The sequence below is a fragment of the Sphingobium amiense genome (genome assembly GCF_003967075.1).
GTDB lineage: Bacteria > Pseudomonadota > Alphaproteobacteria > Sphingomonadales > Sphingomonadaceae > Sphingobium > Sphingobium amiense.
Genome location: NZ_AP018664.1, coordinates 830124 through 846126, shown reverse-complemented (window position 1 = coordinate 846126; position 16003 = coordinate 830124). Strand labels below are relative to the sequence as shown.

The window sequence follows — 16003 nt, the reverse complement described above, 5'->3', positions numbered from 1 at the left end:
GCCCTCCCCTCCGGCGTGGTCAACGATTATTGCGCGGGACTGACAATAGCCTGACGCCATTCGGAGATAAGTCGATTGCGTCTGGCGTGATCCTGAAGGCTCAGCAAAAGCGGCGTCACCCACGCCTTGTCGAGCAGGGCGTTTGCATGCGCCATCGCTATCGCGCGCGACTGGCCCGGTTGCACGAGGCCGTCGCGAGCCAGAGCGCGAGCCTCGTCTGACACCAGAAATGCCGCCAGCTTGGTCGCCGTTCCCGGCGTGCGCGCGCCGACCGGAACCATGAACGACAATGTCTGAAGCGCCTGATAATCCCGCGGAACCACAACCTCTATGCGGCTGCCCGCGCGTTGCGCCGCATAGGCGTAAGAAAGCTGCACATTATATGCGAAGCGAATTTCGCCCCGCGCCACAGCGTCCACCATGACGTTGGAACAGCAATAGAGCCGGATGTCCGATCGGCCCAGCCCTTCCAGCACGCGCCCGTACAGGGCCGCCTGACGCGAATCCGACGCGGCGAAATTATAGCCGTCGGCCGATTCGACGATGTCATATGTGCCGATGCGGTCGCTACCGGGCGGCAGTTTCCTCAGCCAGTCGAGCAGCGCGATGTGACTTGTGGGAACCCTACCCGATGCGTTGGCGGTCGATTTGGAAAAGACGAAGGCGGCCGGCTCCACGGCAAACGCCACCACCTCGTTGCGCCATTGCGCCTGTCCGGGCGCGGAGGCGCCGATGGCGGCGGGCAGAGATTGCGCGCAATTCTCATTTGCGAGCCGCATCAACTGGTCGGTGGATGCTGACAGATAGATATCAGCGGCCATCTGATTGAGATGGCAGCTATCCAGAGCCTGTTTCAGGAATTTTCCGCTGCGCGACTGGATGTAGACGATGGAAACCGCAGGATTGTGGCGCTGAAAGGCAAGAAGAAACGGCCGCATGAACCCGGCATCGACTGTCGCCGATATGACGAGCGGCATGCCCGCCTCCTTCGGCGCCGAAAAATAGGTCACATAGACATCGTCAGGCGGCGTAAAATAGCGCGTCTGGGGCGCGTTGTCGCGTGCGACAATCACGACGCTCGCGACGAAAAGCGTGACGAGAACCGCACTTAGGGCGAACAGGCCTTTCACGCCGCCTCCCCCTCATCCGGCAGGAGCGGAACGGTGAAACCGATCGAAAAAAGCCCCTTCTCGTCGCGGCCGAACATGAGTTCTCCGCCATGCGCACGCGCGATATCGGCGACGATTGCAAGCCCGAGACCGACCCCCTCGCCCTCCTCCCGCACCGCATGAAATGGCTGGACGACGCTCGGCCACAATTGTGCGGGAATACCGGGACCGTCATCCAGAACGGCTATAGCCGCATGTTTTTCTTCCGCCGTCAGCCGCACGCTCAGCAGGGATGCCGCCCCATGGAGAACCGCATTGCTGACAAGGTTCACCAAAGCCTCACGCAGGCTGATGGCGTCCCCTTCGACATAGAGTTCCTTCTCGATTGGCGCGAAATCAATGGAGATGTCGCGGTCGAGGGATTCCGGCACCGCATCCCGCAAAACCTGATGAATGAGGGATACGAGTTCCACCTTCTCGTGCGGCACCCTCTCGCTACGGTAACTGACCATCGCGTGACCGAGCAGTTGATTGGTGAGGCGGCTCAGGGTAGCGATATGCTTTCTGAGCCTTTCGACTCTCTTCGCGCGCGCGGCTGACGTCCTGTCGGTCAGGAGAAGTTCGGTCTGCGCGCCGAGCGCGGACAGCGGCGTGCGGATCTGATGAGCCGCGATGCCCGCGAAGCGCTGCAACTTGTTCATCCTGTCATGCAGCCGCCGCAACGCCTCGTTGATCGCGCCCACCAGCGCCTGTATCTCGCGGGGACTTTCGATGACGAGCGGCGCTGTATCCTGCGGGCGCCGCTCGGCCAGCGCGTCACCGATGCGGTCGAACGGCACCAGCGCCCGTCCGATCGCATAAAGCGACGCTATGAAACCCAGAGTGCCGACGAACAATATCGTCGCACCGATCTTCAGCATCAGGCGCACGACCAGACGGTGCCGTGCGTCGAGCGTCTGCGCCACGACGACACTGCACCACCCGTTGCCCGACGGGGAAGCGATGAGGCGATGTATCGTGACCGTGCGCATGGATGCGCCGGCGAAATTCCGGGTATTGAACACCGCCGCCTCGTTGCCAGGAGCCGAACTCGCCACCTTGAGGTCGGGGTAGCCATCGAGCACGCGGCCATCGGGTGCGCGCACGGCGAAAAAGAAGCGGTCGCCGGTGGATTGGGACAGCGTTTCGAAGACGGAATCGGGCGGCAGCGCGGTTATCCGCCCCTGCTCCACGCCGATTGCATCGCTCAGCTGGGTGGCGGCGCTCAACAGCAGCCTGTCATAGGCGTCCGCCGCCGCCGCCGCCGAAAATGTCCAGGCCGCCATCGTGGCGATGAAGGCGCCGACGGAGAAAACCGCCACCAGCAGCAGACGCAATCGCCCGAATATGGAATCCGGCATCAGGGTCGTGAATGAACCCGCCGCCGTCACGATTCGACTATGCGATAGCCGACGCCCCGCTGGGTCGTGATCTCCACATCGGTCCCCGCCAGTTTGCGGCGCAGGCGGGCGATCAATACCTCGATATTATTCTCGGTCGGTTCCGAATTATATCCGAATAGCTGATCCAGCAATTGCGCCTTGCTGAAAACCTGGGTCTTCCGCGCGAGAAATATTTCAAGGAGCGACAGCTCCCGGCGGGACAGGGCGAGAATCCGGTCATCGACTTTCGCCAGCCGGGCAACGCGGTCATAGACCAGCCGGCCACATCGGAGATTATTGGACCGTTCGCCTGTATGACGGCGGAGAAGCGATCTGACGCGCGCCTGAAGCTCGCGGAAATCGAAGGGTTTGACCAGATAGTCGTCCGCGCCCAGATCCAGCATGTCGATCCGGTCGTCGGTCCCGGCCCGCGCGGACAGGATCAGCACCGGCACGTCGCTGCGCCTTTCTCTCAGCCGCCGGAGCAGCTTCATACCGTCCATTCCGGGGAGCATGATGTCGAGCAGGACGAGTTGATAACTGTTTGAAACCAGCCACTCGTCGCCGACGTCGCCGCTCCGCGCCCAATCAATGCTGTGGCCCATCCTCTCGACGCTTTCGACGATTCCCTCGCCGACATCGCAGTTATCTTCTATGAGCAGGATGCGCATCGTCCTCTTCCCCCAGATCCCTTTATATCGCAATCACTCGCTCCGGAAATCCTTTACGGCACTCCTGCCGGTATGCCGCTGACGCACAGTTCCCGAACGGGTATCCGCAGGCACCCTCTCCAAACGCGCGGCGGCGCCTAGTGCAGAACCGCGTTAAACCGCGCAGCTTTATTCCATAATAAGTTCAGAACTCCGGTCCTTATCGTTCCCATCCCAATGACGCGCACAGGCCGCTATTCTGCGCCTCTATATTTATTCGCAAATGAAGCTGACCATAGCCTGTCAGCCCTTCTGTCAGGATGATGAAAGGTTTATTTTCCAGAGTCCGGACAGGTAGCGAGCCGCACGCCGAAATCTATGGAGCAGGATGTTTACTATGAAGGGGGCGAGGTGGCCGGCATTACTATCCATGGCGCTGGCGTCATGCGGAACCGGCGGCGACAAAACCACCCTCACCATCGCAATGGTGAACGATGGCGACATGGCGCGCCTGAAGAGTTTTTCGAAGGATTTCGAGGCCACTCATCCTTCCATTCGCCTGAAATGGGTCATTCTGCCGGAAAGCACCCTGCGCCAGCGCGTCACGACGGATGTGGCCATTCGCGGCGGACAATATGACGTCTTCACCATCGGTCCCTACGAGGTTCCGGTCTGGGCCAAACGGAACTGGCTGACGCCTCTCAACGATCTGGGCCGCGAATATAATGCGGACGACCTGATCGGACCGATACGGTCGGCGCTGACATATAATGGCGCGCTGTATGCAGCCCCTTTCAACGGGGAAAGCGCGATCACCATGTATCGCAAGGATCTGTTTCAGAAGGCGGGCATCACCATGCCGGCCACTCCGTCGTGGACATTCCTGATTCAGGCGGCAGCGAAAATCCACCGGCCAGAGCAGGGCGTTTACGGCCTGTGCCTGCGGGGCAAGGCCGGCTGGGGCGAAAACATGGCGCTGATCGTGTCCATGGCCAATTCCTTCGGCGCCCGCCTTTTCGACAAGCACTGGCAGCCGCAGTTCAACACCCCGGAATGGCGCAACGCCGTCACGACATATGTCGATGCGCTGCGGAAATACGGCCCCTCGGGCGCAGCAGCCAACGGATTTAACGACAATATCGCGCTGTTCGCTCAGGGCAAATGCGGCATATGGTTCGATGCCACTGTGGCCGCGCCCTTCCTGAGCGATCCCAAGACCTCGACCGTTTCGTCCAAGGTGGGCTTCGCCCCGCCGCCGGATCAGGGGCTTGGGCGGCACTCCGGCTGGCTTTGGACATGGGCGTTCGCAATCCCCGCCACGTCCCGCAAGACCGCCGCCGCCAAGGAGTTCATCCGCTGGGCGGCAGGCCCGCCCTATATCAATCTCGTCGCTCATCGGCTGGGGTGGCTTGCCGTGCCGCCGGGCACCCGCAAATCGCTCTACACCAACCCGGATTATCGCCGGGTGGCGCCCTTCGCGGACATATCCCTCAACGCGATCAAGTCCGTCGACACATCGTCGCCCACCGTCAAGCCGGTGCCCTATGTCGGCGCTCAATATGCGGCGATTCCCGAATTTCCGGGCATCGGAACGGAAGTAGGTCAACAATTTTCCGCGGCGGTGGCGGGCCAGATTTCGCCCGACGAAGCGCTGGCGGAAGCTCAGGCGGCAGCGAAACGCCAGATGGCCGCAGCAGGATATTATAAATGACCGCCTCCACCGTTTCGGGCAGCCCCGGCCGCTCCCACCTGCGGCTGTCAGGCCGCCTGCTCGTCGCACCGGCGCTCATCATGCTGCTGGTGACGTCGATCCTGCCATTCATCGTCACTGTCCGGTTTTCGCTCATCGACTACAGGCTGTTGGGACCGAAGGAGCATGTCTTCATCGGGCTTACCAACTATACGAGGCTGCTGACGGACCCCGCTTTTCTTCCGGCGCTCGGCAACAGCCTGCTGCTGATCGCTCAGGTTCTGGCGATCAGCATCGGTCTTGGCCTTGGCATCGCCCTGTTGCTTGAGCGCGTCGTGGTCGGGCGCGGGTTGCTGCGCATTCTTGTGGTTTCGCCATTTTTCGTTATGCCCCCGGTTGCCGCGCTGTTGTGGAAAAATCTGCTGATGGCGCCCGTTTCGGGATTTTTCGCCTGGATCGCATCCCTCTTTGGCCTGCAAGCCTTCGACTGGTTCGCGCGCGCGCCGCTCAGTTCCATCGCGCTGATCGTCGCGTGGCAGTGGCTGCCATTCGCCTGCCTGATCCTGCTGACGTCCCTGCAATCCTTCGACCGGGAGCAGCGCGAGGCAGCAGAACTCGACGGGGCGTCGCCCTTTGCCATTTTCCGTTATCTCGTCCTTCCCTATCTGGCCCGGCCCATCGCCATCGTCGTGATGATGGAAACGATATTCCTGCTGAGCGTGTTCGCCGAAATATTCGTGACGACCGGCGGCGGACGGGCAAGCAGCAACCTCGCGTTTCTCGTCTATTCGCAGGTCATGTTCCAATATGACATTGGCGCGGCGTCCGCCGCCGGTCTGGTGGCCGTGCTCTTCGCCAATATCCTCGCCTATTTCCTCGTAAGGGCGGTCGGCCGCTCACTGGATGCCTGATGCGCCGTCCCCGCTCTACCATAGCCTTCACAATTCTCGCCTGGTGCTGCGCGCTCGCGATCGCGTTCCCGCTGCTCTGGACGCTGTTGACCAGCTTCAAGTCGGAGCTGGAAGCCATCAGCTTCCCGCCGAAATTCCTCCATTTTTCTTGGACGCTGGCGAATTATCGCGATGTCCTGAGCGAGGGCGACTATCCCACCGCCCTCTATAACTCTCTGGCGATATCCATCGGGTCGTCCGCTTTCGCACTGATGCTGGCGGTTCCGGCGGCATGGGCCATGGCGTTCGCGCCGTCCCGGCACACGCGCTTTCTCATGCTGTGGATGCTGTCGACGAAGATGCTGCCGCCCGTGGGCGCGCTGATCCCCATTTTCCTTTTCTATCGGGACTGGGGTCTGCTCGACACGCAGCTTGGCGTCATCGTCCTTCTCACCGTCGGAAATCTTCCGATCGCGGTGTGGATGCTCTATTCGAACTTCAAGGAAGTGCCGGTCGAAATATTGGAGGCGGGCCGCATGGACGGCGCGTCGCTCTGGCAGGAAATCCTCGTCATTCTGACCCCGCTGGCGTTGCCCGGCCTTGCCTCCACTTTCTTCCTGATCTTCACCCTTGCGTGGAATGAGTCCTTCTGGACATTGAACGTCACCAGCACGGAAGCAGCGCCGCTCACGGCGTTCATCTCTTCCTTTTCCAGTCCGCAGGGACTTTTTTGGGCCAAACTTTCCGCGGCTTCGATGCTGTCGATCGCACCGGTCGTCGTCATCGGCTGGCTGTGCCAGCGCCAGCTCGTTCGCGGCCTCACCTTTGGAGCAGTCAAATAATGACCGGGAATTTCTGTCGATGAGCACCATCGTCCTGGAAGGCGTCAGCAAGCGCTTCGGGGATTATCTCGCCACCGGCGATATTGACCTCGTCATACCCAGCGGCCAGTTCACGGTTTTCGTGGGACCGTCCGGATGCGGCAAGACGACGCTGCTTCGGCTGATCGCCGGGCTGGAGGATATGGATGAGGGCCGCCTCCTGATCGACGGGACGGACATGGCGCGCACACCGCCTTCGGGCCGCGGTCTCGCCATGGTGTTCCAGTCCTACGCGCTCTATCCGCATATGACCGTGCGGGGGAATCTCGGCTTCGCGTTGAAGATCGCGCGGCAACCGGCTGGCGAAATCGCCAGCCAGGTCGAGTCTGTCGCCAGGATGCTGAATCTCGACGCGTTGCTCGACCGCAAGCCTGCCGAACTATCCGGCGGGCAGCGGCAGCGCGTGGCGATCGGGCGGGCGCTGGTTCGCCAGCCCAAGGCGTTTCTCTTCGACGAACCCCTCTCCAACCTCGACGCCGCGCTTCGGGGCCAGATGCGGTTCGAGATCCGGCGTCTGCAGCAGGAACTCGGCATCACCGCCATCTATGTGACGCACGATCAGGCCGAGGCCATGACGATGGCGGATCAGATCGTCGTTTTCCGGAACGGCCGGATCGAGCAGAAGGGCACGCCGCTGGAGATCTATCGTCGCCCCGCCAACAAATTCGTCGCAGGCTTCATCGGGTCGCCGCAGATGAATTTCCTGAACGGGATGTATGCCGATCACTATCATGCGACCACCATCGGCATCCGTCCGGAGCATCTGAAGCTCGATCCGGACGGGAGCCTGAAAGGCGCGGTGCGCACCGTCGAACATCTGGGGAATGAGGCGCTTCTGCATGTCCAGTTGCAGGACGGATCAATGCTGACCGCGCGGTGTTCCGAGGATGTCGCGGTCCCGGCGGACGGCGACATCGCATTCGCCACGGATCGTTCGTCGGTCTATCGCTTCGATCCTGACGGACGGACGCTTCCCGAAGCGGCCTGACCGGATGGAGTGCGACCGCGTCGGCTCCCGCGAATTGCGTGTGCGGGACGGTGACATCGGCGTCAATCCGTCGACGGCATGAAATGGGCGATAGGTGATGGAATCAGGGACAGAACTGTTCGGCGGCATAGAGGCGGGCGGGACCAAATTCGTCTGCGGCGTGGCGGACGCAGACGGGACAATGCTGCAACAGGTCAGGATTCCGACGACATCTCCGGAAGAAACGCTGCAGGCCGCGGCGGACTTCTTTACGGACGCCACCCGCGACCGTCCGCTGGCGGCTCTCTCTATCGGCAGCTTCGGCCCGCTGTCGCTTAAACGCGAAGCCTCTGATTTCGGGCACATCACCAACACGCCCAAGCCCGGATGGAGCGATGTCGATCTCGTCGGATATTTCCGTCGCTTCGGGGTTCCCATCGCCATTGATACGGACGTCAACGCGGCTGCCGTCGGCGAACGGCTTTTCGGCAACGGGCGCGGGCTGGACACATTCTGCTATGTGACGATCGGCACTGGGGTCGGCGTGGGCATGATTGTGGGCGGCTCGCCCCATGGCGGCGCCAATCACCCGGAGGCCGGTCATATCCTCGTGCCCGGAGCGCCGGGTGACGATGATTTCAGGGGCATATGCCCGTTCCACGGCAATTGCCTTGAGGGCGTGGCGAGCGGGCCTGCCATCCGGGCGCGCTGGGGGGTCGATGGGGCCGAACTCCCCGACGCGCATCAGGCATGGACAGTTGAGGCGGACTATATCGCATCCCTCTGCGTGAACCTCACCTATATCATGCGGCCGGACCGGATCATATTGGGCGGAGGGGTCATGCAGCGGCCTCACCTCTATGATCTCGTCCGCGAAGCGCTGGCGCAGAAGCTCGCAGGATATGATGCGAGCGTGCAGCGGCTCGACTTCGAAACCTATATCGCGCCTCCCGGCGCCGGACCGTCCGCAGGCCTCTGGGGCGCGACCGCGACATCCTATCGGCTGATCACCGGGGAATGGCCGTCCGGCTGGTCCGCGAACGACACCGATGCCGGCAATCCCCGGCGAACAGCGCTTTGAGCGAGGCCATGATGAAGAGTTCAGATGGCGGCGATACGCCTCCGGCAGCGGGCTATACCGACGAAATGCGAAAGGCGCTGGACCATCTGGCGACGCTGGGGCCGGAACCCTACGACTTCACTTACCCGCCCGATGACGACATACGCCGGGTCGATGCCGAACGGGTGTCGATCTGGAATATGGACCTGCCCGAAGTGGCCTCCATCCGCCATCTGATATTGCCGGGCGACGCCGCGATAGGCGCGGCCGATTGCGAAGCGGCTGTCTACACGCCGGAAGATGCGGGCGAAGGGCTGATATTTTTCGTCCATGGCGGCGGATGGGCATTTCAGAACCTCCAGACTTATGACCGGTTCATGCGCGTCCTGTGCAATGAAGCCCGGACCGTAGTCGTCGGCGTTCACTATCGGCTCGCTCCCGAACATCCCTATCCCGCAGCGCTTCATGACGTTGTATCGGCGTTTCGATATGTGCTGGGCCATCGTGACGGGCTGGGCCTTCCCGGTGGGCCGGTCGTCATTGCCGGAGACTCTGCGGGTGGCAATCTGGCGTTGGCCACGCTGCTCCATGAGCAGGCCGCGGGACGGGAAATGCCGGTCGGCGGGCTGTTGATCTACGGCGTGTTCGGCGCTGATTTCGAGACGCCGAGCTATCGCGAGCATGCGGACGGGCATGGCCTGACCAGATTTCATATGCAGCAATTCTGGGACTGGTATGTCCCGAATGTCGCAGACCGCAGCAATCCGGTTGCAGCGCCCCTTCAGGCGACGGACGCGCAGTTGCGCATATTGCCGCCACTGTTTCTGGTGGTTGCGGAATATGATCCGCTGGCTTCCGACACGCTTCACCTGAAGCAGCGCCTCGACGGGCTTGGCCGTTCGGACATATTGTGGAGCGAGCGGGGCGTGATCCACGGCTTCGTTCAGATGACGGCGATGCTCGAATCCGCACGGCGCGTGATGCGGGAGGCTGCAGAGGCTGCCCGGCGTTTTATGGCAGGACAATAGCGGCACGGCGTCGCCGGGCGCGGAACGACCGGGACGGGCCGTATAAGGCGCATATGAGCCGAAACCGGCTTTGGACGGAATGGCGCCCCGCGCCGGATAAACATAACGAATACGTATCGCCGTTTATACTACCATAACGCCGTCCGAAGACGCCGGGAGCCGCCTTTCGCCGAAGTCAAAGACACCAAGCGCTACCCGACGACCTGGCTGCGCAGGCCCGGTCGGCCGACTGCTAACTAAATGGGCAGGAGAGTGAGCAGCCTCTTGGAGCGGTTAGCGGCAACCGCGAACAGTGCTGCAGCGCCTGGTACGCTCGAAGAAACTGGCAGCCGCATCGTTAAGTTGGCGATACGGATGCGCGCGGCAATAGGCCAATAGATCAAGTGCGATCCCTTCTGGCCCAGAAAACGGACGATGGTACGCATTCGTCGCGGCCGTGCGACCAGTGAGATAGCCCAACACCCATTGGAGAGACGCTGGGTCGGACAGGCCATCTGGGCCAGCCTGCCGGACAAAGGCGGCGCATGTTCCTGCACCCGCGCCGGTCACATGCGGCTGCGCGATTAGACCGTTGGTCGACAGGGTCGCTGGCGAGGCACCTATTGCGAGCACCATGACTAAGTATCTCATTTTCTGCCCTTTCCAGCCGCACGACTGCGATTTTCAACGACTTCATAGCGATTTCGCTTTCTATTGACAAATATTTTGTCATTATAGTGCCGTCGAGTCGCTTCGGGATTCGGGGAGGTCAGGAATGTCATTCAACAAACCAGACGCGTATGCGGTTGACCGCAGAGAGGCTGCCTTGCCTCAGGCGCCGCCGCAGCGCCTGCGCCGGTTCAGTCGGGTGGCGACCTTGGCGCTAGCCCTTTGCATAGCTGGCGTCGGCACGACGGTTGCGCTGGCCAATCCCTCGCTGGGGGAGGCTGTCGCCGCTGCGCAGACAGGCGACGCCCGCGCGCAGTACATGGCGGGCATGATGTATCTATTCGGCCAGGGGACGCGCCGGGATATTCCCGAGGGCGCGCGCTGGTTGCAGAAAAGCGGGGAGGCTGGCCTGCCGCAGGCGATGGTGTCCCTCGCCGGTCTATATGATGTCGGTGTGGGCGTGCCCTTCGACCCAGCGCGCGCCGTTCAGTTGCGACAGCAAGCGGCACGGGCCGGCTATGCCATGGCGCGTAGCCAATTGGACGTCGATGCCCGATTGCCTGGAACGCGCGACTATCGGCGGGCCAGCGTCCTGACGGATCTCAAGCTCTATGCCGCGGCGGTGCCCTATGCGCGCCGGTCGGCAGCAGCTGGCAGTCTCGAAGGCCAAGAATTGCTGGGGCGCGCCTATCATCTTGGCCTGGGGGTCGGCATCGACAAGGTGGCCGCGTTCAAACTGTATGAACAGGCCGCTACCGGAGGCCTTGTCCAGGCCATGCGGGACGTCGCATTCATGTACCAGTTCGGCGAGGGCGTGCGCCCCGACCGCGCCAGGGCGCTTGCCTATTATGACAAAGCGGCCGCGAAAGGCAGCACAATCGCGCGGTGGGAAGCGGCCAACCTGCGCGCTGGCGGCAACGGAACGCAGCGAGGCGGCAGCGGTGGTTCAGGCGATCCTTATGCCGCTGCGCAGAGCCAAAGATGCGATGGTGCAGGCGGTCGCTGGCAAAATGGCCAATGCGTCGTCGACGGCAACGGCAACACGATCAATCCATAGGCGTCGAGCCACGCAGCAGGAGGAGGGGATCATGCAATATCGTTTTGGGACGCTGCTGTTACTGGCTGCGCTACTCGGTGGAACATCTTCGGCAATGGCGCAGACGGCCGACGAGGCCCGTGCCATAGCCGAAAAAATCAAGGCCATGGCCGCCGCGCCGGCATCACCCAATGGCCAACCGATGGAAGCCGTCTGGGACCGCGCGCCGGACGCTCCTGACGCAGGTGCCGATGCAAGACCCTATTTCGTCTCGCGTTGGGGCGGCATCGTCATACGCGGCAGGCCCAATGGCGGATTGGTCGACAGAGCCCTCACCGCGCGACATTGCGGGGCGAGCGACAATCCGGCGACCGACATCATATTCATCGGCGAGGCCCCGCCCAATATCTGCGAGGGCGTGACCGTGGTTGCGGCCAATAAAACTATTTCGCTGGAGTCGCCGGTCACGATCAAGGGGCACGAAAGCCAATATGTAAAATTGGGCACGCCCAGCGGATGGTTTGTGCTTGAATTCTTGCAGAAAATTGACGGTGTCACTCATTCCGGACTGCCCCCCGCAAGTGGTGACGCAGCCTCGGAATGGGGAACATCCTCATTGGGCGCATTTTACCGCAATGAAGATGGCAAGCACATCTTCTATGCCCCCGGCGAGACCGTGAAACTGGTCGAGGACTACAGTTTCGTTGTCGAACCGATCATGGATGTCGACGAAATATCAGCCAAGGCGGGAGCCGCGGTCATGGACAAGATCGCGAACAATATGCCTACCGATCCAACGCTTGCCAGTATCGGACAGCCAAAGCCCAAAACACCATGGGACTGGGCTTTTCTGCTGGTTTTCGGCCTGCCGCTTGCCATCATCGCCGGGCTGATATTTCGCATTCGGCGGTTCCGACGCCGTCGAGCGATTGCGGTGCCCGCAACGGGCGGTCTGCCGCCCACCATGGTTGTTGAACCCGCCGATATTCCCATCGGGATGAACTATGCCGACACGGTTGCCAAAGCCGGTCCCGCTTCGGGCGCAACACCGACAGATGGTCGTCCCAGGCAACCCGCCGGCCAGCCGCCAGACCACCTGCAAGCCTGGCGCGCCCTGCCCCCTGGCCAGCGCAAGAGCATTATCGGTGGTGCTGTGGTGCTGGCGCTGTTCGCGCTGTTCGTGATCCTGCGCCCCACCAACTTCGGCGGAGCCACCGAAACGGAAACCTTGCGCCGTGCGGTAACCGATGGCGCATGGGCACTGCACGAGGAATCGCTGGATGGCCAGCCCCAGAAACCGGACGAGGACGCCCGCATCACCTCGCCCGCGTGGAATCACCTCACCCGTTTCACGAGCGATCGGCCGGGCAGGGTGAAGGTTTTCCTCGACACATTCGTGGCCCCGACCGACGCGACCAATGCGCTGGACGGCATGCACGATGGCAAACCCGCTCAACAACTGCTGATCCCGCCGGACAGCGGGACCGCGACACCGTTTGCCGAGCCGATGGCCATGCCCGGCATACCGGCGCGCGATTTCGAATGTCGGAGGACCGCCGCCTATCTGTCATGCATGACGCAGGTTCCGCAGACCACCATCCTGCTGTCGGTGCGCGTGCCCATCACCGGGTATTCCGATCCGTCCGGCGCCGATCCCTACAAGGCGCAGGTGGTGGCAGAAGCCCAAGGCGCGATCACGCAACTCAAAGATCTAGGGATCGGCGGCGAACAAACGGGCGGCGACAAGAAATGATGGGAAGACTGACATCTGCTGCCGGCAAGCTGCTGCTAACAGCCTATCTGGCGATGGCCTTGCTCGTTGGCATCGAAAAGCATCGGGCCGATGGCACCCCCGGCTATGGCGCGGTCACCACCATGGTCGAAGGGGCAGCATGGCCGATCACTCTGCTTGTCATGTGGATACGCAAAGAATGAAGCTCAGCTTGCGCAACAATGTCGTCGGCCTTTCGGTTGAAACGCCCGAGGAACAGGCGATCTGCGCCTTGCTGGGCGCGGCAGATGGCCATGTCTTCCAACTCCACGCCGCGAGCGATCGGGGCATGGCGTTCAGCGAAATCGGCCCGGAAGATGATGCCCGGCGCGCGCCGCTCAATATCGTGCACAGCATTGAGTCGCGTTTCGCGCCGATCTCCAATCTCGCGCATACGCCCTTTGAGTTTGGGGGTGAGCGCTATGCTAGCATTGAAGGCTTCTGGCAGGGATTGAAGCAGCCTGGCCCCGCAGAACGCCGGACCATGGCCAAGTTGTGGGGCGCCGAGGCCAAGAGGCGTGGCGGCGCCATCGATCAGCCGGCCGAGTTCGCCTATGACGGAGCAACCATCGCGGCCGGTTGCCCTGAGCATTGGGCGCTGATGCGCGCGGCCTGCGAGGCCAAGTTCACCCAGCATGACGAGGCACGCATTGCGCTGCTGGCAACGGGAGAACGCTGGCTCACGCACAAGGTGCGCCGGGACAGCCGCACGATCCCCGGCGCGATCTTGGCCGACATTTGGATGCGCATCCGTGCCCGCCTCAGGGAACCGGCATCGGCGCCGCGATGACCGGTCTCAAATTCGATGATCTGGTCGCCGTCACCGGGACCACGCCGCGACAGATCCGCTATCTGATCGCCGAAGGATTCGTGCCGCCGCCAACCGGTGGGCGAACCTATGCAACCTACAGTGATGTCCATGTCACCGCGATCCGCCGCTATGACCGGCTGCGCGGTCTTGGCTTTCCGCCTGCCGCTATCCGCCTGCTGCTTCAGGCGCGTGAAGGCATTCCCGTGCCGGTCGCAAATGGTGTCACGCTGGTGATCGCGCCTGACCTGATCGGTGCGGGTGGAGATGTTGCCAAGATTGCTGCCAAAGCCGCCGCGAAGATCGAGGAACTCTTGGCGAAGGAGGCGCCCGATGAGTGCAAGCACGCTGCTGGTTGATCCGCTCGCCGCACTCTTTCGAAACGGACTGGTCGGGTTGCCGCCGCTGGTACTGGATGAGACGAAGATCGAGATTCAGATGGTGGTGCCGCTGGCGCATATCTCGACCGTCCGTCGATTTATAAATTCGAGCGACGGATTGGTTGAAGCGGTCCTGACATTGCCTCCACTTGCACCGCACGAAATCCTCCATCGCCTTATCGTCCGCATCAATGGCGCCGAATATCACGCCGCTCCGCAACCTGCCCGGCGCGCACGACGAGCACATGATGCGGCTGTCGCCGAGGGTCGGCGTGCAATTCTCTATGAGCTGCTGGAGCATGACGTTCCCATGATTTCGATTGCGGGGATCGAATCAGGCGCGCAGGTCGAGATTCTGACCTGGAGCATAAGGCCGCTCGCCCGACCCGAAGAAAATAGAGCGACATTGCTCATCCACCTCAGCGCCGCATCACAAGCCGCGCTGTTTCGCCTCGCCGACGCCGACGCTGCCGTCACCACACCGGAACGCCATTCCGCGAGTCTGATTGTCAGCGCGGAAGCGCTGCGTGTTACGATTTCCGGGCAGCTCTATCCGGATCGGGAACTCACCGCGAACGAGCTGATCGGCGTCGAATGCTCGACACCGATCTTCCTGGAAATCACTGCGCTCGAAGGTGGCTCGCTCGATCATAGCGAATGGCAAGTCGGCCAGCCCGGCGGCTGGGAAGTAACGTCGCAACGCGGCATCGAAACCTTCCGGCACCCAGGCAATCCCGAAGGCAGCGTGATCAGCGGCCGCAATGACTGGATTTTCGGCATCACGCAGACATCCGCTGGCGAAATTCGCGTAACGGCGCCGCTACCGAGCGATGGGACAGTTGCGCCGGGTCACCACGGCATGTGGGGGATCGCTCCCAATGCCCGAGGGATGCGCGCTTTCGCCGCCGCTGGATTTGTCGAAGCGGCTACGCCTCAAACGCCGGCCGCCGTTCTGCTGGCCGCCAATGTTCTGAGCCGCCACACCAGTCTGGCGTTCATCGGACCGGAAGGCGAGCTTCCCGACGAAATCTCGACGTTGCGGAAGCTGGCTCTCGCCGGGATGGAGGCAGTCGACTTCGGGAGCGAGCCGCTGAGTCCAGTTGCGCTCGAGCCGTTCCCTGATGTGAGCCCTGCGCGAAATGCTCCCACGCTTCCCTCCAAGGACGAGTATATTAAACCCGGCGCTAGGCCGCCGCGCGGCTGGCTGAAGTGGGTTCCGGCGGTCCTGACCCTTCTGGGGATAGTCGCCGCATTTCAGTTTATCGACGTCCCGCTACCGCCAAAGCTCATAGCCTTTGTCGGTTTGATGCTGTTGGGTGCGATACCTTTCCTGCCCCGCGAGGGATCGCTCGCCTGGCGACGGCTGCCGTTTCTGCTCGTGCTGCCATTGCCATGGATCGCCGCAATCGTCGCCGGGCCGCTCGGAGACGACCTCACTTACGGCTTTATGCCAATCCCGAACTGGATGATCCCCGTGCAAGGTGGCTTGCTCGCAGCGTCGGCGGTCTTGCCGTTTCTTCTGATGCCCATCATGCGCGATGCGCGCCGTTTCACTGCGGTCCTCGGTGTTCTCAACTTCGCGCTGACTTTCTTCGTGACATCGGCTGGCATCCTTCTTCTCACTCCGGGATCGTAGAGAGATGGTGTGCACCATGCTCCTTAGC

Annotated in this window: 15 protein-coding genes; 12 read left to right on the top strand and 3 right to left on the bottom strand. The window is 62.1% G+C overall.

The window, feature by feature from the left end:
• Positions 1–26: 26 nt before the first annotated feature.
• Genes SAMIE_RS04015 through SAMIE_RS04005 form a run of 3 tightly spaced genes read right to left on the bottom strand, consistent with a single transcriptional unit; the run spans position 27 to position 3201 of the window.
• Positions 27–1130: an ABC transporter substrate-binding protein gene (locus SAMIE_RS04015; protein ID WP_066698666.1), complete on the bottom strand. Its 1104-nt coding sequence runs from the start codon at positions 1128–1130 to the stop codon at positions 27–29.
• Positions 1127–2509 (bottom strand): sensor histidine kinase, encoded by a 1383-nt coding sequence (locus SAMIE_RS04010; RefSeq protein ID WP_126516735.1) that lies wholly within the window; start codon positions 2507–2509, stop codon positions 1127–1129. Before SAMIE_RS04010 ends, SAMIE_RS04015 begins: the two co-directional genes overlap by 4 nt.
• Before the next feature lie 26 nt (positions 2510–2535).
• A complete protein-coding gene (locus SAMIE_RS04005) occupies positions 2536–3201 on the bottom strand; it encodes a response regulator transcription factor (protein ID WP_066698670.1) in 666 nt (221 codons plus the stop codon).
• Positions 3202–3577: 376 nt separating this feature from the next.
• Between SAMIE_RS04005 and SAMIE_RS04000 the strand changes: the two genes are divergently transcribed.
• The 12 genes from SAMIE_RS04000 (at position 3578) to SAMIE_RS03945 (ending at position 15975) form a co-directional block, all read left to right on the top strand.
• Positions 3578–4891 carry an ABC transporter substrate-binding protein gene (locus tag SAMIE_RS04000; protein WP_197724665.1) on the top strand — a complete coding sequence of 438 codons (1314 nt, stop codon included), beginning with the start codon at positions 3578–3580 and terminating at the stop codon, positions 4889–4891.
• Positions 4888–5781: a carbohydrate ABC transporter permease gene (locus SAMIE_RS03995; RefSeq protein WP_066698674.1), complete on the top strand. Its 894-nt coding sequence runs from the start codon at positions 4888–4890 to the stop codon at positions 5779–5781. Before SAMIE_RS04000 ends, SAMIE_RS03995 begins: the two co-directional genes overlap by 4 nt.
• The gene (locus SAMIE_RS03990; RefSeq protein WP_066698676.1) at positions 5781–6602 is read left to right on the top strand and encodes a carbohydrate ABC transporter permease; all 822 of its coding nucleotides are present in this window, start codon (positions 5781–5783) and stop codon (positions 6600–6602) included. Before SAMIE_RS03995 ends, SAMIE_RS03990 begins: the two co-directional genes overlap by 1 nt.
• A 19-nt stretch (positions 6603–6621) precedes the next feature.
• The gene (locus SAMIE_RS03985) at positions 6622–7629 is read left to right on the top strand and encodes an ABC transporter ATP-binding protein (protein WP_066698678.1); all 1008 of its coding nucleotides are present in this window, start codon (positions 6622–6624) and stop codon (positions 7627–7629) included.
• Positions 7630–7726: 97 nt separating this feature from the next.
• Complete coding sequence (locus tag SAMIE_RS03980; protein WP_066698680.1) at positions 7727–8689, top strand: ROK family protein; 963 nt, start codon at positions 7727–7729, stop codon at positions 8687–8689.
• Between the two features lie 8 nt (positions 8690–8697).
• Positions 8698–9696 (top strand): alpha/beta hydrolase, encoded by a 999-nt coding sequence (locus SAMIE_RS03975; RefSeq protein ID WP_162849027.1) that lies wholly within the window; start codon positions 8698–8700, stop codon positions 9694–9696.
• 856 nt (positions 9697–10552) lie between these two features.
• Entirely contained in the window at positions 10553–11401 is an 849-nt protein-coding gene (locus SAMIE_RS03970; RefSeq protein WP_162849026.1) for a tetratricopeptide repeat protein, read from the top strand.
• The gene (locus tag SAMIE_RS03965) at positions 11286–13133 is read left to right on the top strand and encodes a hypothetical protein (protein ID WP_232037366.1); all 1848 of its coding nucleotides are present in this window, start codon (positions 11286–11288) and stop codon (positions 13131–13133) included. Before SAMIE_RS03970 ends, SAMIE_RS03965 begins: the two co-directional genes overlap by 116 nt.
• Positions 13130–13315, top strand: coding sequence for a hypothetical protein (locus tag SAMIE_RS03960; protein WP_126516733.1), 186 nt, complete (start codon positions 13130–13132; stop codon positions 13313–13315). Before SAMIE_RS03965 ends, SAMIE_RS03960 begins: the two co-directional genes overlap by 4 nt.
• Positions 13312–13941 (top strand): NADAR family protein, encoded by a 630-nt coding sequence (locus SAMIE_RS03955; protein ID WP_066698700.1) that lies wholly within the window; start codon positions 13312–13314, stop codon positions 13939–13941. Before SAMIE_RS03960 ends, SAMIE_RS03955 begins: the two co-directional genes overlap by 4 nt.
• Positions 13938–14318, top strand: a complete 381-nt coding sequence (locus SAMIE_RS03950) for a helix-turn-helix domain-containing protein (RefSeq protein ID WP_066698702.1) — start codon at positions 13938–13940, stop codon at positions 14316–14318. Before SAMIE_RS03955 ends, SAMIE_RS03950 begins: the two co-directional genes overlap by 4 nt.
• Positions 14293–15975 (top strand): VIT domain-containing protein, encoded by a 1683-nt coding sequence (locus tag SAMIE_RS03945; RefSeq protein WP_066698704.1) that lies wholly within the window; start codon positions 14293–14295, stop codon positions 15973–15975. Before SAMIE_RS03950 ends, SAMIE_RS03945 begins: the two co-directional genes overlap by 26 nt.
• Positions 15976–16003: the final 28 nt, after the last annotated feature.